At 69.3% G+C, this 17,457-nt stretch carries 16 protein-coding genes and 1 tRNA gene; 15 read left to right on the top strand and 2 right to left on the bottom strand.

Annotation, left to right across the window (positions count from 1 at the left end; genetic code table 11):
- Position 1: 1 nt before the first annotated feature.
- From kdsA to dapF, 15 genes are read left to right on the top strand one after another with little or no spacing between them, the layout of a single operon-like run.
- Positions 2–838 carry a 3-deoxy-8-phosphooctulonate synthase gene (kdsA, locus tag Strain318_RS07380; protein ID WP_367887858.1) on the top strand — a complete coding sequence of 279 codons (837 nt, stop codon included), beginning with the start codon at positions 2–4 and terminating at the stop codon, positions 836–838.
- The gene (locus tag Strain318_RS07375; RefSeq protein WP_367887857.1) at positions 835–1,431 is read left to right on the top strand and encodes a KdsC family phosphatase; all 597 of its coding nucleotides are present in this window, start codon (positions 835–837) and stop codon (positions 1,429–1,431) included. Before kdsA ends, Strain318_RS07375 begins: the two co-directional genes overlap by 4 nt.
- Positions 1,428–2,396: a KpsF/GutQ family sugar-phosphate isomerase gene (locus Strain318_RS07370; RefSeq protein WP_367887856.1), complete on the top strand. Its 969-nt coding sequence runs from the start codon at positions 1,428–1,430 to the stop codon at positions 2,394–2,396. Before Strain318_RS07375 ends, Strain318_RS07370 begins: the two co-directional genes overlap by 4 nt.
- Positions 2,393–2,947 carry an LPS export ABC transporter periplasmic protein LptC gene (lptC, locus tag Strain318_RS07365; RefSeq protein ID WP_367887855.1) on the top strand — a complete coding sequence of 185 codons (555 nt, stop codon included), beginning with the start codon at positions 2,393–2,395 and terminating at the stop codon, positions 2,945–2,947. Before Strain318_RS07370 ends, lptC begins: the two co-directional genes overlap by 4 nt.
- The gene (locus Strain318_RS07360) at positions 2,944–4,290 is read left to right on the top strand and encodes a hypothetical protein (RefSeq protein ID WP_367887854.1); all 1,347 of its coding nucleotides are present in this window, start codon (positions 2,944–2,946) and stop codon (positions 4,288–4,290) included. Before lptC ends, Strain318_RS07360 begins: the two co-directional genes overlap by 4 nt.
- Positions 4,287–5,456 (top strand): LPS export ABC transporter ATP-binding protein, encoded by a 1,170-nt coding sequence (gene lptB / locus Strain318_RS14945; RefSeq protein ID WP_437436318.1) that lies wholly within the window; start codon positions 4,287–4,289, stop codon positions 5,454–5,456. Before Strain318_RS07360 ends, lptB begins: the two co-directional genes overlap by 4 nt.
- The gene (rpoN, locus tag Strain318_RS07350; protein ID WP_367887853.1) at positions 5,453–6,940 is read left to right on the top strand and encodes an RNA polymerase factor sigma-54; all 1,488 of its coding nucleotides are present in this window, start codon (positions 5,453–5,455) and stop codon (positions 6,938–6,940) included. Before lptB ends, rpoN begins: the two co-directional genes overlap by 4 nt.
- 10 nt (positions 6,941–6,950) lie before the next feature.
- On the top strand, positions 6,951–7,910 hold the full coding sequence (locus tag Strain318_RS07345) for a glycosyltransferase family 2 protein (protein WP_367887852.1): 960 nt from the start codon (positions 6,951–6,953) through the stop codon (positions 7,908–7,910).
- The gene (locus Strain318_RS07340; RefSeq protein ID WP_367887851.1) at positions 7,907–9,076 is read left to right on the top strand and encodes a glycosyltransferase; all 1,170 of its coding nucleotides are present in this window, start codon (positions 7,907–7,909) and stop codon (positions 9,074–9,076) included. The genes Strain318_RS07345 and Strain318_RS07340 overlap by 4 nt, the downstream gene beginning before the upstream one ends.
- Positions 9,069–10,361 carry a lipopolysaccharide biosynthesis protein gene (locus Strain318_RS07335; RefSeq protein ID WP_367887850.1) on the top strand — a complete coding sequence of 431 codons (1,293 nt, stop codon included), beginning with the start codon at positions 9,069–9,071 and terminating at the stop codon, positions 10,359–10,361. Before Strain318_RS07340 ends, Strain318_RS07335 begins: the two co-directional genes overlap by 8 nt.
- A 23-nt stretch (positions 10,362–10,384) precedes the next feature.
- Entirely contained in the window at positions 10,385–12,736 is a 2,352-nt protein-coding gene (locus Strain318_RS07330) for a glycosyltransferase family protein (RefSeq protein ID WP_367887849.1), read from the top strand.
- The gene (locus Strain318_RS07325; protein WP_367887848.1) at positions 12,733–13,758 is read left to right on the top strand and encodes a hypothetical protein; all 1,026 of its coding nucleotides are present in this window, start codon (positions 12,733–12,735) and stop codon (positions 13,756–13,758) included. Before Strain318_RS07330 ends, Strain318_RS07325 begins: the two co-directional genes overlap by 4 nt.
- A gap of 1 nt (position 13,759) precedes the next feature.
- On the top strand, positions 13,760–14,827 hold the full coding sequence (locus tag Strain318_RS07320; protein ID WP_367887847.1) for a hypothetical protein: 1,068 nt from the start codon (positions 13,760–13,762) through the stop codon (positions 14,825–14,827).
- 6 nt (positions 14,828–14,833) lie between these two features.
- Complete coding sequence (locus tag Strain318_RS07315) at positions 14,834–15,565, top strand: polyprenol monophosphomannose synthase (protein ID WP_367887846.1); 732 nt, start codon at positions 14,834–14,836, stop codon at positions 15,563–15,565.
- Positions 15,566–15,576: 11 nt separating this feature from the next.
- Positions 15,577–16,368: a diaminopimelate epimerase gene (dapF, locus tag Strain318_RS07310; protein WP_367887845.1), complete on the top strand. Its 792-nt coding sequence runs from the start codon at positions 15,577–15,579 to the stop codon at positions 16,366–16,368.
- Positions 16,369–16,572: 204 nt separating this feature from the next.
- Here the strand turns inward: dapF and Strain318_RS07305 are convergent, their stop codons facing one another.
- Together Strain318_RS07305 and Strain318_RS07300 are read right to left on the bottom strand one after the other, a co-directional pair.
- Positions 16,573–17,229, bottom strand: a complete 657-nt coding sequence (locus Strain318_RS07305; protein ID WP_367887844.1) for a hypothetical protein — start codon at positions 17,227–17,229, stop codon at positions 16,573–16,575.
- Between the two features lie 96 nt (positions 17,230–17,325).
- A tRNA-Arg gene (locus tag Strain318_RS07300) sits at positions 17,326–17,399 on the bottom strand.
- Between the last annotated feature and the right edge of the window lie 58 nt (positions 17,400–17,457).

Genomic DNA, 17,457 nt, shown 5'->3' with positions numbered 1-17,457 from the left:
CATGGAACACCGGGCGACCTTCCCGCGCGACCGGCTGTTCCTGATCGCCGGTCCCTGCGTCATCGAGAACGACGACATCCTGTTCCGGGTCGCCGACCATCTGGCCAAGCTCGCGCACCATGTGCCGGGCGGCGTGATCTTCAAAGCCAGCTTCGACAAGGCGAACCGCTCCAACGCCGGCGCCTTCCGCGGGCCGGGCATGGACGAAGGGCTGCGGGCCTTGCAGCGCGTGCGCGAGCGGACGGGATTGCCCGTGCTCACCGACGTGCACCTGCCCGAGCACTGTGCCGCGGCGGCGCAGGCGGTGGACGTGCTGCAGATCCCGGCATTTCTCTGCCGGCAGACCGATCTGCTCGAGGCCGCCGGCGCCACGGGGCTCGCCGTGAACGTCAAGAAGGGGCAGTTCCTGCACCCCGAAGGCATGGCCGGGGCGGTGAAGAAGGTCCTCGGCGCGAATCCTCCCGGGCTCGTGCGGCGCGAGGGGCTTTGCGACGTGGCGGTGACGGAGCGCGGGTCGTTCTTCGGGTACGGCGACCTCGTCGTCGACATGCGGAACTTCGCGCGGATGCGCGCCGCGACCGGTGTGCCCGTAATCTTCGACGGCACGCACTCGGTGCAGCAGCCGGGGCGGGGCGAGGGCGGGGCCAGCGGCGGGCTGCGGGAGCACATCCCAGCGCTCACGTATGCGGCCTGCGCCGCCGGGGCCGATGGTCTCTTCCTCGAGACGCATCCGGATCCCGACCACGCGCCCAGCGACGGCCCGAACATGCTGCCGTTGGCGCAGCTCGACGCGGTGATTCGCAAGGCGGTGGCGTTCTGGGAGCTGGCCCGCCAATGATCCTCGGGCTCGGGGGGACTCTCGCAGCACAGTCCGGGCCGCCGCTGGATCCCACGCTGGCGGCCCGGATCCGTCTCGTCTGTTTCGACGTCGACGGGGTACTCACGGACGGCGGCATCATCCTCGGGGACGCCGGTGGCACGCGCATCGAGCTGAAGCGCTACGACATCCAGGATGGGCTGGCCATCAAGATGCTGCAGCAGGCGGGGATCCTCACGGCCATCATCACGGGCCGCGAGTCGGAGTCCGTGGCGTTGCGGGCGAAGGAACTCGCGGTCGATGAAGTCGTGCAGGACATCCAGGCGCGCAAGGTACCGGCCCTGCGCCGCATCCTCGAGCGCCGCGGGCTGGACTGGAGCGAAGTGGCGTTCGTGGGCGACGACCTGCCCGACATCGGCGTCCTGCGCTTGGTGGGGCTGCCGGTCGCGGTGGGCAATGCCTCGTTCGACGCCGTGCAGGCCGCGAAGCTCCGGCTCCAGAAGACGGGCGGGGCCGGGGCGGTGCGCGAGTTCGTCGAGCTGTTGCTGCGCGCCCGCGGGGATTGGGACACGCAGGTGGAACGGTACGTAGCCAGCCGCTCGGAGGAGCGATGAGCGAGACGGCGCGCATTGTCGCGCGGGGCAAGCGGGTGCTGGAACTAGAACGCGATGCCGTCGCCGAGGCGGCGGCGCGGCTCGACGACGCGTTCGCCGCGGCCGTGCAGCTGATCAAGCAGGCCAAGGGCCGCGTGATCGTCGCGGGCATCGGCAAGAGCGGCCTCATCGCGCGCAAGATCGCCGCGACCATGACCTCCACGGGCACGCCTGCGTACTTCCTGCACCCGACGGAGAGCGTCCACGGCGACTTAGGCATCGTCACCGACGACGACGTCGCCCTGCTGCTCTCGAAGAGCGGCGAGACACAGGAGCTGCTGCCGCTGCTCGAGCAGCTCACGCGTCTCGGGGTGCCCTGCATCTCGATCACGAGCAACCGCGAGAGCACGCTGGCCCGCAACAGCCGCGTCGCGCTCGATGGCTATGTGCGCGAGGAAGCCTGCCCGCACGACTTGGCGCCGACCACCAGCACGACGCTCGCGCTGGCCATCGGCGACGCATTGGCGGTGGCCCTGCTCGAGGAGAAGGGATTCCGCCGCGAAGACTTCGCCAAGTTCCATCCCGGCGGCTCGCTGGGGCGCAAGCTGCTGCTGCGCGTGCGCGACGTCATGATCGCCGATCCGCTGCCGACCCTGGGCTCCGACGCGACGATGCGCGAGGCGATCGTGGTGCTCGCCAAGCAGCGCGGATTGGGCATCGTGCTCGACGGTGCCGGCCGCCTCGCGGGCGTGCTCACGACGGGCGATCTCACGCGCCTCATGCAGCGCGACGGCGACGTGATGGCCATCCGTGTCGGCGACGTGATGACGCGGAGCCCGAAGACGGTGGACGCCGAGGCTTTGGCGTCGGCGGCGGTGCACACGATGGAGCAGTTCGGCGTGATCGCCTTGCCCGCGCTCGCGCCTGACGGCCGCGTCGCGGGCGTCGTGCATCTCCACGACCTGATGCGCGCGGGGGCGGCATGATGCCGCGCGTGCTCGTTGCCTTGGGCGTGACAGCCCTCCTCGGCGCGGCCTGCTCGAACGCCGAGGAGCAGCGCAACGTGGTGTCAGAGGCGTCGGCGCTCGACAGCGCGGACCAAGTGGCATTCGGCTCGCGCACGGTGCTCACGGATGCCGGCCTGCTGCGCGCCGAGATCTTCGCCGACACGACGCTCTTCCTGAGCCAGAACACCCGCGTCGCGATGCGTGGGGTGCACGGCGTCTTCTTCAACGCGCAGGGCTCCCGCGACGCCACCGTAACGGCGGACCGCGCGGCGTACGACTCGAAGGCACAGATCCTCGAGGCCTATGGCAACGTGGTCGTCACCTCCGTGGACGGCCGTGTGCTCAAGTCCCCGATGCTGCGCTTCGAGAGCGCCCAGAACCAGATCCTCTCGGACTCGGCGTTCACCATGACCGAGCCGGACGGCAAGGAGATGCGTGGCGTCGGCTTCCGCGCCGATCCCAACCTGCAGGTCGTCACCGTGCTGCGCGTCGAACGCGGGCGCGGGGGCGCCGTACGGTTGTCACCGTGATGCGCGCGCTGGCGCTGGCGCTGCTGGGCCTGCTGGCGGCGATGCCGTCGGCCGAGGCGCAGCGCGCCGAGCGTCCCTGCGTCCTGCTGATTACCGGTCCGTCGAGCGGACCGCGCACCATGCGCATGCGCTCGGAAGTCATCGACAGCTCCGGGCTGCGCAACACCTTCGTGGGCGGCTCGGTCGACGCCACCTGCGAAGGGCAGGGCAACCGCCTGCTCGCCGACAGCGCCGAGCACTTCGCGGCGCAGGGCGTGCTGATCCTGTACCACAACGTGCGGTACAGCGAAGAGCGCGTGACGATGTCGTCGGACCGCATGGTGTACTACACGCGCGAGGAACGACTGGTCGCCGAAGGCAACGTGAAGGGACGGACGGCGTCCGGCACGCGGTTCACGGGCCCGTTCATGGAGTACTTCCGCGCGAGCCCGGGACTGCGCACCGAGAACAGCTGGGTCGCCACCGGGCGGCCGTTCGTGCGCATGAGTCCGACGGAAACCGGCGCCGAGCCGGGCAGCGACGCGGATTCCACCGACATGACGGCCAACGTGATCCGTTCGCGGAACGACTCGCTGCTGTACGCCAGCGGGCGCGTGGTGCTCGAACGCCACGATATGCGCGCCACGTCGGACTCGGCGTTCGTCGACAATGGCGAGGAGCACGCGCAGTTCCTCCGCGAACCGCGCATCGAAGGCCGCGGCGCGCGGGCGTTCACGTTGGTCGGCACGATCATCGACGCGTGGTCGAAGCAGCGGAAGCTGGAGCGCGTGGTGGCGCGGCACGAGGCCGTGGCCACCAGCGACTCGCTGACGCTGCGCAGCGACACCATCGACATCCGGTTCGCCGAGCAGGAGATCGCGCGCATCTTCGCGTGGGGCACGCGGGCGCGCGCCGATGCCGGCGCACAGGTCATCGAGGCCGACTCGCTCGACGTGGAGATGCCGGGCCAGGAACTGCGGCGCCTGCATGCGCTCGGGTCCGCCGTGGCGCTCTCGTCGCCCGACAGCACGCGGATCGTCAGCAACGAGCGGGATTGGATCCTGGGCGACACGCTTCTCGCGCAGTTCGAGCAAGTCACCGACAGCACAGGCACGCGTACCGCGCTCCGGGAAGTCATCGCGACAGGAGGGGCTCGGGCGCTGTACCAACTGCCGCCGCCCGGCGGCGAACGCGGCATCCCGGGCCTGAGCTACAACCGCGGGCGGCAGATCACGGTCCAGTTCGACAAGGGAGAGATGGCACAGGTGCGCGTCAGCGATCAGGCCTCGGGCCTTTATCTCGAGCCGGCGCAACTTGCCCCGGCGGATTCCTCCGCGCGTCCGGCGCGCGGGAGGCGTCCATGAGCCACGCGGACGTGGTCCAGCGCCTGACTGCGGGCGACCGCTCCGACGCGCTCTGCCTGCTCGCCGTGGCGCAACGCGCCGACGAGACGGGCCGTGCCGACCTGCACGACGTCGTCGTCACCTACCGCAGCGACTACCTGCAGGCACTCGAAGCCGAAGGGCGCGACGTCTCGGCCGAGGCCGGGCGCCTGAGCGTTGATGAAGTGCGGGCGCACTTGGTCGCGGTCGTGCTGCCGCGACTCGTGGCGACGGGCGCGGTGGCGACCGACGCCACCGGAGCCGGGAGCGTGGCGCTCCTCGGCGAGGCCCTCGCCGCCTTCCACGCGGATCGCAGCAGTTGGCTGGCCGCCCTGCAGCAGACGGGCGAGCATCCAAGCGCGCGGCAGCGGCGCCACACCGGCCCCGTCGAAGGTGGCAGCGTGCTGGCGGCCGCAGGGCTCGTGAAGACCTACAAGAAGCGGAACGTCGTGTACGACGTGTCGTTGGAGCTGCGCCAAGGCGAGATCGTCGGCCTGCTCGGCCCCAACGGGGCGGGCAAGACCACCACGTTCTACATGGTCGCCGGGCTGATTCCGCCTGCCGCGGGCAAGATCCTGCTCGATGGCGAGGACATCACCCGCATGCCGATGTTCAAGCGCGCGCGACGCGGCATCGGGTACCTGTCGCAGGAACCGTCGATCTTCCGCAAGCTCTCCGTCGAGGAGAACATCCTCGCGATCCTCGAGACGCTGCCGATCTCGAAGGACGAGCGCGAGCACCGGCTGGAGACGCTGCTCGACGAGCTGAAGATCAAGCACCTGCGCCTCAGCAAGGCCTACGCACTCTCGGGCGGCGAGCGCCGGCGCCTGGAGATCACGCGGGCCCTGGTGACGCAGCCGAAGTTCATCATGCTGGACGAGCCCTTCGCCGGCGTGGACCCGATCGCCGTGAACGACATCCAGGGCATCGTGGCCTCGCTGCGCGACCGCGGCATCGGCGTGCTCATCTCCGACCATAACGTCGAGCAGACGCTCGACATCGTGGACCGCGCCTACATCATGTTCGAGGGGCAGGTGAAGGTGGCCGGCCCCGTGCGCGACCTGATCTTCGACGACGAGGTCTCGCGCGTGTACTTCGGACCGACGCTCACGGCGCGCCTGCGGGCACGCATGGAGACCGTCGCGTGAAGGGCGGCATGCAGCAGTCCGCCAGGCTTGGCCAGGAGCTTCGGGCCAATCCGCGCCTGTACCAGGCGATGGACATGCTGTACATGCCGTTGCTCGACCTGCAGCAGCACCTCAAGCAGGAGCTGCTGCAGAATCCCTTCCTCGAGTTGGTCGAAGAGGACGAAGAGGAGATCGTCGAGAGCGCGAGCGTCGAGCTCGCCGAGTCCCAGAGCGTCGAACCGGAGCCCGAGCAGGGCCTGCCCGCCGAGGAGCGCGAAGACGATTCGCGCTGGGAGGAGATCCTCCTCGACGGCATGGAGAGCGGCGGCATGCCGGAGCCGCGCGATGACCGTGAGCCCTACGAACCGGTCACGGTCGAGTCCCGCGGCCTCGACGATCACCTGCGTGACCAGGTTGCCCTCCTCGACCTCAGCGAGCGCGACCGCCTGCTGGCCGAGGAGTTCATCGGCAACATCAACGAGGACGGGTACCTCGCGGCCTCGCTCGACGACATCCTGCACGGCATCAACGAGGTGCTGCTGCGTGCCGCCGAGGCGGAGGACGAGGAGCGCGAAGTCCCGTTGTTCACGGCGGCAGACGCGCAGCGCATGCTCACCGTGATGCAGACGCTGGATCCACCCGGCATCGCGGCGCGCGACCTCAAGGAGTGCCTCGCGCTGCAGCTGACGGCCGCCAATCTCACGGGCACGCTCGCGGAGCGGCTCGTGGTCGAGGCGTTTCCGGAACTCGTCGCGCACAAGTGGGCCGAGGCCGCGCGCAAGCTCGGCTGCACGCCCGCCGAGGCGCAGAGCGCCGCCGATGCCTTGGCCCGCCTCAATCCGAAGCCCGGCCGTGCCTTCAGCGAGGGCGACGGCAACTACGTGGTGCCGGACCTCATCGTCGAGAAGATCGACGGGCAGTACCTGGTCTTCACCAACGACCACAACCTCCCGCGCCTGCGCCTCTCGCGCAGCTACCAGGAGATCGCCCGCGACAAGAAGCGCTTCGATGCCGAGCACAAGGAGTTCATCACCTCGCGGCTGAGCGCCGCGCAGTGGCTGATCCAAGCCATCGAGCAGCGCCGCCAGACGATGCTCAAGGTGATGCACTTCATCGTGGACCGGCAGCGCGACTTCTTCGAGAAGGGCGTGCAGGGCCTCAAGCCGCTCACGCTGCGCGAGGTGGCGGATGCCATCGGCATGCACGAGAGCACCATCTCGCGCGTCACGAACGAGAAGTTCGCGCAGACGCCCCGCGGCGTCCTCCCGCTGAAGTTCTTCTTCTCGTCGGGCCTCAAGAGCGCCGACGGCGAAGACGTGTCCGCCCGCGGCATCAAGGCCACCATCGAGAAGCTCGTGGCGGACGAGGACCCCAAGCGACCGCTCACCGACGACGCCATCGTGAAGCTGCTGGCCAAGGACGGTCTCTCGATCGCCCGCCGCACCGTCGCGAAGTACCGCGACGAACTCGGCATCCTCAAGGCGCAGATGCGCAAGCGCCTCTGACCCCCCCACGATGATCACTGCCGCCATGCCCCAGGTCTCCGTGCTCGTGCCCGCCAAGGACGAAGCCGAGAACCTGCCGATGTTCCTCGAGCTCTGCGACGCGATGATCCGCGCCGCGGCCGTCCCCTACGAGGTCATCGTCGTCGACGATGGCTCCCGCGACGGCACGCCGGCGCTGCTCGAGCAGCTCAAGGCCAAGTACGGCTGGCTGCGCAGCGAGCGCCATCGCGCGCAGCGCGGCATCGCCGACGCGCTGCGCACGGGCTACCTCGCGGCCCGCGGCGGCATCCTCGTGTTCTATCCCGCCGACCTCCAGTTCAAGCCGGAGGACATCCCGCGGCTCGTCCAGCCGATCCTCGACGGCCAGTCCGACATGGTCACGGGCTTCAAGCAGGGGCACTACGAGAAGGCCTTCGTCAGCAAGATCTATAACGGGCTGTCGCGCTCGCTGTTCGACGTGCCCGTGCGCGACCTCAACAACGTGAAGGCCTACCGCCGCGAGATCATGGCCGACCAGCCCGCGCGCCCGGACTGGCACCGCTACATGATCGTGCTCGCCCACGCGCAGGGCTACACGGTGAGCGAGATCCCCGTCCCGCTGTACCCGCGCCACGCGGGCCGCTCCAAGTTCGGGCTCAGCCGCATCCCCATCGGCGTGCTCGACATGCTCGCCGTATGGTTCGAGCTGCGCTTCGGGCAGAAGCCGCTGCTCGCCTTCGGCATGCTCGGGGCCGCGCTCTTCGCGCTCGGCGTGCTCGCAGGCCTCGTCGCCCTCGGGGTGTTGCTCGTGCAGGGCATTGGCCTGCGCTGGATCTGGACGCTGATCCAGACCTGCCTGCTCCTCGGCTCCATCTTCTTCGCCACCGGCCTCCTCGGCGAACAGGTCGCCGTCACACGCGCCGAGCAGCGCGAGCTGCGTCGCCGGCTCGACGCGCTGCGTCCCGATGCGTATCCCGAACGGGAGCGATGAGCGCGCGCCGCATCCTGTTCGTCACGCACGCCTATCCCCGCCACGCCGGTGATGGGGCGGGGTCGTTCCTGCATCGCCTTGCCCTCGGGCTGCAGGCCGGCGGGCTGACGGTCCGCGTCTTGGCGCCGAGCGGTCCCAAGCTGCCGCCGGCCGAGTCGCTTGATGGCGTCGAGATCCGCCGCTTCCGCTACGCACCCGCGGGGATGGAGTCGTTGGCGTACACCGGCACGATGGCCGAGCAGGTGCTCGGCTCCCTCAGCGGCAAGGGCGCGCTGCTTGGCATGCTCACGGCCGGCACGATGGCCGTGCGCCGGATGATCGACGAGTTCGCACCGGACGTGGTGCACGCGCACTGGTGGTTCCCGGGCGGCTTGCTGGCGCTGGGCGCTGACCGTGACGTGCCGTTGGTGACGACGATGCACGGCTCCGACGTGCGCCTCGCCCGCAAGGTGAAGCTCGTGCACCCGCTGTTCCGGCGCGTGATGGCCCGGTCGGCCGCGGTCACGGCGGTGTCGTCGTGGTTGGCGGGCGAGGCGCGGGCCATGGCGCCGAAGACGGCGATCACCGTCGCGCCGATGCCGGTGGACACGCAGTTGTTCTCCGCAGAGGCCACGCCGCGCATTCCCGGGCGATTCCTGTTCGTCGGACGCCTCAATGCGCAGAAGGGCGTGCGCGACTTGCTCGAGGCGCTGAGTTGGGCGCCGGCTGACATCACGCTCGACATCGTCGGCGAGGGCGAGGACGAGGTCGCCTTGAAGGCACGGGCGCGCGAGCTCGGACTCGACGCGCGCATCACCTGGCACGGCGCCGTCGCGCGCGATGCGTTGCCGGCGATGTACCGACGGAGCCAATCGGTGGTCATGCCCTCGCAGCACGAAGGGCTGGGTCTCGTCGCCGTCGAGGCGCAGCTCTCGCGCACGCCGGTCATTGCGTATCGCTCCGGCGGCTTGCCGGACGTCGTAGATCCGCAGTGGGGCGGGCGGCTCGTGCCTGCGGGCGACGTGCGGGCGCTGGCCGATGCGATGGCGGCGATGCACGCGTCGGCCGGGGCCGTCGGCGGCTGGGGAGCAAGCGCACGCAGCGTGATGCTCGACCGTTTCGCCCCCGGCGTCGTCGCGCAAGGATACCGCGCGCTCTACGACCGCGCCGTGGCGGCTCGTGACTGACCCGCGCCCGAAGGCCGCGGGGATGCGCGGCGGCTCGACGGCCCAGCTCATGGGCTCGACGGCGCTCGGGCAACTGCTCGGACTCGCCATTGCGCCGATCCTCGGCCGCTGGCTCGGCCCCGCGGCGTTCGGTGCGTTCGGCGTGTACCTCGCCGTGTTGGGTTCGCTCGGCGGTGCGGCGTCGTGGCGCCTCGGTCTCGCCGTGCCCGTGCCCATGCGCGAGGAGGACGCGAGCGCCGTCCTCGCCGCCGGGGTCCTCGCGACGCTGCTCTCGACCGTCGTCATCACGATTGCCGTGGCCCTCGTGGGCTCGCACGCCGCCAACGCGTGGCTCGACGCCCCCGATGCCGCGCCGCTGCTCTGGTTGATTCCTGCGAGCATCCTTGGCGTGGGCCTCACGGACGTGCTCAGTGGTTGGTGCCTCCGACATAGGGAGTTTCCGGCGTTGGTGCGGCAGCGCGTCGTACGCGCGGTGGGCACCAGCGGCTGGCAGTTCGTGCATGCATTGGTCCTGCGCAGCGGCGCGTGGCCGTTGGTGTGGGGCGAGGTCATCGGTCGCCTGGCGAGCGTCACGGCGATGGCCCGCCTCATCTGGCGTCGCGAGGGCCAGCGCCTGCGCGCGCTGCGCTGGGCAGAGATTCGCGCGGCATTCGCCTCGCAGCGGGAGTTCGTGGCCGTGGCCACGCCGGCCCACCTCCTGAATCAGTTGGGACAGTGGGTGCCGGTGTTCTTGCTCGCCTCCTGGTGGGGCCCGGCTGCCGCCGGCCTGTACGTGGTCGGCCAACGCGTCATCGGCATCCCGATCGGCCTCATCGGCGACTCGGCGGGGCAGGTGTACATCGCCGATCTCGCCGAGCGCGCGCGGGTGGCGCCGGCGCGCATGCGACCGCTCTTCCGCGAGACCGTACTCTCGCTGGGACGACTCGCTGCGCTCACGGCCGTCGTGCTTATCCTCCTCGGCCCCATCGGCTTCGCGCTGGGATTCGGCGCGGAATGGCGAGACGCCGGGCGCATGGTGCGGTGGCAAGGTATCGCGCTCGCAGCGCAGTTGGTGGCGATCCCGATGGCGCACACACTCGTGGTCCTGCGCTTTCAACGGCGCCAGCTGGTGTGGGACATCCTGCGACTCATCGCGACGGTCGCGGGATTCACGTGGGCACGAGTGGCGGGCTGGGATGCCGTCGGCGCGGTCGCGGTGCATGGTGTGCTTGGCGCCGTGCTGTACGGGGGACTCACCTATGCGAGCTGGCGCGCCGTCCGCGCGCGCGCTGATGCCAGTGCCTGAAAGTCCGCTTACCTTTCCCTGCAATGACTGAAACGACGTCCCGCTTCCAGCGCCTCCTGCCCGGCCTGCTCTTCGCCGCGGGATGGGCCCTGTTCCTCGGCATCCTGTTCGCGCCGCTCTGGAGCGGTGGCGTCATCGTCAATCCGATGAGTGACGGCAAGGACGGCTACGTCACGCGTCACTTCGCGGCGAATGTCATCGCGCAGTGGGGCGAAGTGCCGCGTTGGAACCCGTACATCTTCGGCGGCATGCCGTTCCTGGGCGCTATGCACGGCGACCAGGTGTATCCGATTTCCGTCGCGCTGCGTGCGATCTTCCCGCCGGCGCTGGGCATCGGGCTCGGCATGGTCCTGCACGCCTGGCTGGGCGCCGTCGGCTTGCTCGCCTTCCTGCGCAAGCAGTCGCTCTCGTGGAGCGCCGCAATCGTCGGCGCTACCGCGTACGGCGCGAGCGGTCCGCTGCTCTCGCTGTTCTATCCCGGGCATGACGGCAAGATCTACGTCCTCGGCCTGACACCGTGGGCGCTGCTCGCCATCGGCGAAGCCTGCCGTACCCGCCGGCCGCAATGGTTCGCACTTTGGGGCCTGCTGGTCGGCCTGATGCTGCTCTCGCCGCATTTCCAGATGACGTACTACTCGTCACTGCTGATGCTGGCGTTCATCCTGTTCACGCTGTTCACGGAGACGGAGAAGTCGAAGCGGCTGCTCGTGCTGGCCGGCTTTGCCGGTGTCAGCGTCTTGGCGCTCGCCACGGCGGCGGCCCAGCTGATGCCCTTCGCCGAGTACCTGCCGTTCAGCCCGCGCAGCGCGAGCGGGTCGTCGTCCACCGGCTGGGAGTACGGCACGAGCTGGGCGATGCCCGCGCTCGAGCTCATCGGCACGCTGTGGGGCGGATTCAACGGCTGGCTCGGCACCTACTGGGGCACGAACGCCTTCAAGCTGCACTCCGACTACCTCGGCTTGCTGGCGGGCCTGCTCGCGCTGACCGCGCTCATCCGCACGCCGGCCGGACCGGAGCGCAAGCGCGTGTGGTTCTGGCTGGGCTGCGTGATCTTCGGCACGCTGTGGGTGCTCGGCGGGCAGACGCCGTTCTATCGGATTCCGTACCACCTGTTCCCGATGATCAGCAAGACGCGCGCGCCGTCGATGATGTGGGGCCACGTCGCGCTCTGCGTCGGCGTGCTCGTCGCGCTCGGACTGCAGCAGTGGCAAGCGATGGCGGCCGACGTCCGCGAGCGCTGGGCCAAGCGGGTCGCCATCGGCTTGGGAGTGGCGGCGGTGATCCTCGCCGCGGCCAGTGAAGGCCTGATCACCTCGCTTGCACCGGCCATGCGCGCCGACGCCGCGTTTGCGGCCGTGGCTGATGCGCGGGTGGGACTGCTCCTTGGCGTCGCGTCGGCCGTCGCCTTCGCACTGGTCGCGTGGAAGGCGCCGAAGTATCTCGCCGCTGCCGCCGTCGCGCTGCTGCTCGCCGATCTCGGCACGCAGATCCGGCGCTTCATCGTGATTGACGAACGTGGCGCCGATGTGTTCGCGGCCGATGAGACCGTGCAGGCCGTGCTCAAGGACGCCGCGGGCGCGACGCAACCGTGGCGCGTGCTGCCGTTGGGCCGCGTGTACATGGACGACTACCTGATGGAGCACCGGGTGCGCTCGGTGCTCGGGTACCACGGCAACGAGCTGCACACCTACGACGAGACGCTGGGCGGCAAGAACCAGTGGACGAACCTCTCAAACCCGCAGTCGTGGCGCCTGCTGGCGGTGCGCTATCTGCTGCTCGACGAGACGCCGACGCAGCTCCCGCCGGGGTTCACGGTCGTCGGGGAAGGCTTGCGCACCTGGCTCGGTGAGCGCGCCACGGTGCTGCGCGTGCCGGAGCCCGCAGCGTGGGCGGTGGTCGCGCCGCTGTCGTTCAAGGTGGCGAGCGAGCAGCAGACGGTTGCGACGGTGATGAATCCACAGTTCGATCCGGCACGCATCGTGCTGCTCGACACCGCAGCGGCCTTCGGCTCCACGGAGCAACCGCAGCGCCTGCCGGACCCGATCCTGCCAGCGCCGACGATTGCCGTCGAGGAGCGTCAGCCGGGCGTGTATGCCCTGAAGATCGACGGACTCTCGCAGGACGGCTTCTTGGTCGTCAGCGAAAACTACCTGCCGGGCTGGACGGCGACGGTGGACGGCGCGGCCGCGCCGGTGGGCCGTGCGAACGGCACGTTCATCTCCGTACCGCTGCGCGCTGGCGCGAAGGAAGTCGTGCTGACGCTCGAGTCGGCGGCGGACAAGCGTGGCCTGATGACCTCGTACGCGGGTGCGGGCGGCCTGGCGCTGCTGGCATTGCTCGGGCTCGTGCTGCGCCGGCGCGAGGGGTCGGCGTGAGCGGTACCGCGGGAAGTGACGTCCGCGTCGTGCCCTTCACGCCCGCCCACACCGAGGCGGTGCTCGAACTCATGCGGCGCTGGAGCCCGGACCATCCGGAACTCGCCGAACGCTCGTTGATCGACTGGCAGCGCTGTGCGCGCTACGTGGCACTGGCCGGCGATCGCGTGGTCGGGCAGATCTGCCAGGTGTCGCATGAGTTCCGCTATGCGGATGCTCGTCCCAGCGTCCAAGTCGGGTGGGGCATCACGCTGGTGCTCGACATGTCTGACGACGCCACGCGAAAGGCCGCCGGCCGCCAGCTGCTCGCGACCTGCGAGAATGCCGAGGGACTGAAGTACGGCGCCGTCGGCGTCGTGCCGACGATCGAGCCGGCGTATCTGCGCCGCGGCCATCGCCTCACGCGCGACTCGTCGGCGTACTACGCGCGATTTTTCCGGCCGGAGAAGGCGCTCGCGTACTGGCAGAAGCCGACTTGGTTGGCGCCGGCGGTGCAGGTGGGGAATCTCGTCTCGTGGCCGCGTGCCGTCGAACCGCCCGGGACACTCGAGCGCATCACGCGCTTCGACCCCGCGTGGGACGCGACCTGGGACCGCATGCTGCGCGCGCGATATGAGTTTGCCGGCACGCGCACGGCAGACTACCTGAACTACAAGCTCGCGCAGCCGCGCCGCGAGTATCACGTCTATGTGCACCGCGGCGCGGACGGCGCGCCCGACGGCTACGTCGTGTTCCGGCGCGCCAGGCATCTCACCCGCGATCTCGACGTCGTGAAGCTCTGTGACTTCGTGGGCAGCGGCGCGGTGCTCGACGCGTTGCTGGGCATCGCGGTGCGGTTCGCACGCGACGAGCAGTCCCGCGGGACCTATGGGATCGTGGGCCTGAGCTCGATGGTTGACGCCGACGCGATGCGCCGCGCGGGACTCTGGGTGAAGCGCCCGTACCCGGTGGTGCTCGCTGGCGGCGTCGAGGGACAAGTGCGCGTGTCGTTCTTCGATTCCGACCTCGACGATCTCTGGTAAGGTGAGCACGGCGCTGCAGGTCCCGATCGTCATCGGCTGTGACACCGACCCGGACCGCGAGTCGTTCGTGGGGCCGTTGCCGAGCGAACGGCTGGTGTGGCGCGGCATGCTGGAAGGGATTCCGGCGCTCAAGCGCGCCGTGGCCGACCTTCGCGACGATGCCGGAGCGCCACCGCGCTTCACGTGGTTGGTGCGCGCCGACGAGCAGGTGCGGGACCTGCATGGCGACTACGCCTGGTGCCTCCAGGCGCACGGCGACTTCCTGCGCGGGCTCGCGGCCGAGGGAGACGCGCTGGGTTGGCATCCGCACTTCTGGCGACTCGACCGGCAGACGCACCGCTGGTACCAAGAGGTCGAGGACGAGGCCTGGCAACTCAAGGTGCTGCGCGAGGCGCACGCCGCCCTCGCGCGAGCCGGCCTCACGCCGGCCAGCGTCCGCATGGGCTGGACCTATCACACGAGCGCCACGTTCAACACGCTCGACCAGTTGGGGATTCGCCTCGAGTTTTCGCCGTTCCCGGGACTGCGCAGTTACTCAGGCCGGCCGGCGACACGCGACGAGAACCAGTTCGATTGGTCGTCCACACCGACGCAGAGCTTTCACGCGAGCCAGCGCGACTGCCGCGTGCCGGCGAGGGCAGGGGAGCCCGCCTGCCGCATGTTGACCCTCCCGTGCTGGGTGGCCACACATCCGTTCTGGGGATTGGCGGCCGGCGCGCAGATGGCGCGCAAGACCGGCGACCTCGGCCTGCTCTGGGCCGCGCTCCGCCGCCCAAGCTACGTGATCAACGTGACGGCGAAGCCTTCGCTGTTCGCCCCGATGATTCGCGGCGTGGGCCGCGCGATTGCGGCGGCGCGGGCGGGGCATCGTCCCGCGCCCGCTTTTGCGACATATTTCCATCCTGACGAACTGATCCCGAACCGCAGCACGATGTACGCGCTGGCGCACGTCCGGGAGAATCTTGTCGCGCTGCTGGATTGCATCCGTAGGGCGGGGGCTTCCCCCCAGTTCGCCACCGCCGACCACTACGCCGACCACTGGGGCGCGGAAGTCCGCGTCACCGCTTGATATAGAATGGCCGCTACGACGTCGCGGGGACTTGTCATTGTCCCCACCTATAATGAGAGCGAGAACATCCGTACGCTGCTGCGTGCGGTGCTCGACGCCGATGCCCGGTTGGACGTCCTCGTCGTGGACGACAACTCGCCCGACAAGACGGGCGACATCGTCGCGGGCATCAGCGTCGACGAGCCGCGCGTGCACCTGCTGCGCCGGCCGGGCAAGATGGGCCTGGGCACGGCCTACCGGGATGGGTTCCGCTGGGCGCTGGCCCGCGATTACGAGCTGATCTTCGAGATGGACGCGGACTTCAGCCACAGCCCGAGCCACCTCACGGAGTTTCTCACCGCCTCGGAATCGGCGGACTTCGTGTTGGGCTCGAGGTACCTCAACGGAAAGGTCACGGTGGTGAACTGGCCCATCAGCCGCCTCCTGTTGAGCTACGGCGCGAACATCTACGCGCGCATCGTCACGGGCATGAAGCTCTGGGACGCCACCGGCGGCTTCAAGTGCTTTCACCGGCGCGTGCTGGAGGCCATCGACCTGAACGACGTGCGCTCGAACGGCTACGCGTTCCAGATCGAGATGTCGTTCCGCGCCATGCGGAAGGGCTTCCGGCCCATCGAGATCCCGATCGTCTTCACGGACCGCACCGAAGGCGAGAGCAAGATGTCGGGGCACATCGTACGCGAGGCCATCTTCATGGTCTGGCGCCTCCGGTGGTGGGCGATCACGGGGCGGGTATGAAGTTCTGGAAGATGTCCGGGTCAGGGAACGACTTTGTCTTCGTGGACGGCATCGGGCATCCGGCGGACGTGGCCGTGGCGACGGACTCGGACTTCGTGCGGACCGTCTGCGCGCTGCACACCGGCGTCGGGGCGGACGGCGTGGCCGTGTTCCGGCCCAGCTACGCGGCAGACTTCGCGCTCACGTACTTCAATAGGGACGGCAGCGAGGGCGAGCTCTGTGGCAACGCGTCCTTGTGCGCGGTGCGGCTGTCCACCGACCTGGGCATCGCTCGGCAGTCGGGCCTGCGGTTCGAGACGATGGCCGGCTTGATCCACGGGCGCATCCGCGACGGTCGGCCGGAGGTAGACCTCCAGCCGGTGCAGGGCCTTAGGACCGACGCCGGCATCACCCGGCAGGACGGCGAGGCCGCCATGGGCTATGCCAACACCGGGGTGCCGCACCTCGTCATCCGGACCGGGGCGCTTGGCGAGGTCCCACTGGAGAGCCGCGGACCGGAGCTCCGGCAGCATCGGAGCCTGGCGGCCGGCGCCAATGTGAACTGGGTCGCGCGGCGTCCGGGTGGCTGGTCCATGCGGACGTACGAGCGCGGCGTGGAGGCCGAGACTTTGGCCTGCGGGACCGGGGCGGTGGCCTGCGCGGCGCTGCTCAGGGCCTGGGGCGAAGCCGGTACCGCCGCAGCGCTCGAGACGCGCTCGGGCCAGGTGCTGGAGGTTCGGTTCCGGGACGACGGGGACGTTTGGTACCCAACGCTGGCGGGCGAGGGTCGCGTCGTCTTCGAGGGCACGCTCCGGGAGATCTAGGTCCTGAGTGGAAATCCTCCGGTTATCCCCAGCCGTACAATACATAATACATATTATAAGTATTACACGCTGATTATCAGCCGCGGTCGCGACGTCGAGCTTTCGAGCCAGCATCAGCGCATCCGCACCTGCCCTTCGCGGCACAAAAAAGCGCGGGTCCGACGATCGTCGGACCCGCGTTGCTTGATACAGTACTTTAGAAGACTAGGCCTTAGCCTTTATTTCACTTAGCCTTAGCCGCGCTTCACCGGCGTACTGGCTGTCCTCACGCGTGGCAATCTCACCATAGATGCGCTCCGCGGCCGCGGTGTCCCCGCTGGCGACGTACGCCCGTGCCGCCGACATCCGGTAGCCATCGCGCTCGCTGGCGATATTCGTCGCCGCTGCGGCCGCCTCGAGGTCCTTCGCGGCACCCGCATGGTCACCCTTCATGGACTTGCCAGCTGCCTGCATGGCCAGCAGCCCGGCCCGCTGAAAGGTCGGCGCCTTGTCGATCGCCGCCGCAACCGACGCGAGGCCGGAGTCGGCCTGGCCGGCCTCGTAGTACCACTGGGCGGACAGCAGCGCCGCTTGGGTCCCGGCCGCCGTGCCGGCATATCGGGTGTACACCTTCTGCAACTCGGCCTGGGCCCCCGCGGCCCCGCCCGCCTGATACGCGGCCTCAGCTGTCAGCAGCGCCTCGGTCCCGCGGGCTTCCTTGATCTGCGCCGAACGCGCGGCCAGCCACCAGCCGCCGCCGGCCACCGCCGCGGCAATCACGCCGATCATGATCGGCTTCTGGTAGCGCTGGACAAGTTCCACCGGTGAGGCGGATTCGAGGTCGTCGAGGGGCGGCCGAGCGGCGTCGCCAGTCTTGGTCATCGGAGGAAATGGTTGATGGTCCAGCATTGGGCGGTGGCCGAACCCCACCGCGCCGTCTTCCGGGTGAAACCTAATGAACAGGTCCCTCCCAACGAATGCCCCCGGGCAGATTCGAACTGCCGACCTGCGGTTTAGGAAACCGTCGCTCTATCCACCTGAGCTACGGGGGCGTCGCCGAAAAAGATAATGCGCTGTTCTGCTAACGCTTACGCCCATTCGTGCGTTATC

This window comes from Pseudogemmatithrix spongiicola (genome assembly GCF_030623445.1).
Lineage (GTDB): Bacteria > Gemmatimonadota > Gemmatimonadetes > Gemmatimonadales > Gemmatimonadaceae > Pseudogemmatithrix > Pseudogemmatithrix spongiicola.
This window is presented reverse-complemented; position numbering and strand designations above follow the sequence as displayed.

Coding starts and splice junctions, on each gene's coding strand:
- kdsA (WP_367887858.1), top strand. CDS start 2: ATGGAACACCGGGCGACCTTCCCGCGCGACCGGCTGTTCCTGATCGCC.
- Strain318_RS07375 (WP_367887857.1), top strand. CDS start 835: ATGATCCTCGGGCTCGGGGGGACTCTCGCAGCACAGTCCGGGCCGCCG.
- Strain318_RS07370 (WP_367887856.1), top strand. CDS start 1,428: ATGAGCGAGACGGCGCGCATTGTCGCGCGGGGCAAGCGGGTGCTGGAA.
- lptC (WP_367887855.1), top strand. CDS start 2,393: ATGATGCCGCGCGTGCTCGTTGCCTTGGGCGTGACAGCCCTCCTCGGC.
- lptB (WP_437436318.1), top strand. CDS start 4,287: ATGAGCCACGCGGACGTGGTCCAGCGCCTGACTGCGGGCGACCGCTCC.
- Strain318_RS07345 (WP_367887852.1), top strand. CDS start 6,951: ATGATCACTGCCGCCATGCCCCAGGTCTCCGTGCTCGTGCCCGCCAAG.
- Strain318_RS07340 (WP_367887851.1), top strand. CDS start 7,907: ATGAGCGCGCGCCGCATCCTGTTCGTCACGCACGCCTATCCCCGCCAC.
- Strain318_RS07330 (WP_367887849.1), top strand. CDS start 10,385: ATGACTGAAACGACGTCCCGCTTCCAGCGCCTCCTGCCCGGCCTGCTC.
- Strain318_RS07315 (WP_367887846.1), top strand. CDS start 14,834: ATGGCCGCTACGACGTCGCGGGGACTTGTCATTGTCCCCACCTATAAT.
- dapF (WP_367887845.1), top strand. CDS start 15,577: ATGTCCGGGTCAGGGAACGACTTTGTCTTCGTGGACGGCATCGGGCAT.
- Strain318_RS07305 (WP_367887844.1), bottom strand. CDS start 17,229: ATGACCAAGACTGGCGACGCCGCTCGGCCGCCCCTCGACGACCTCGAA.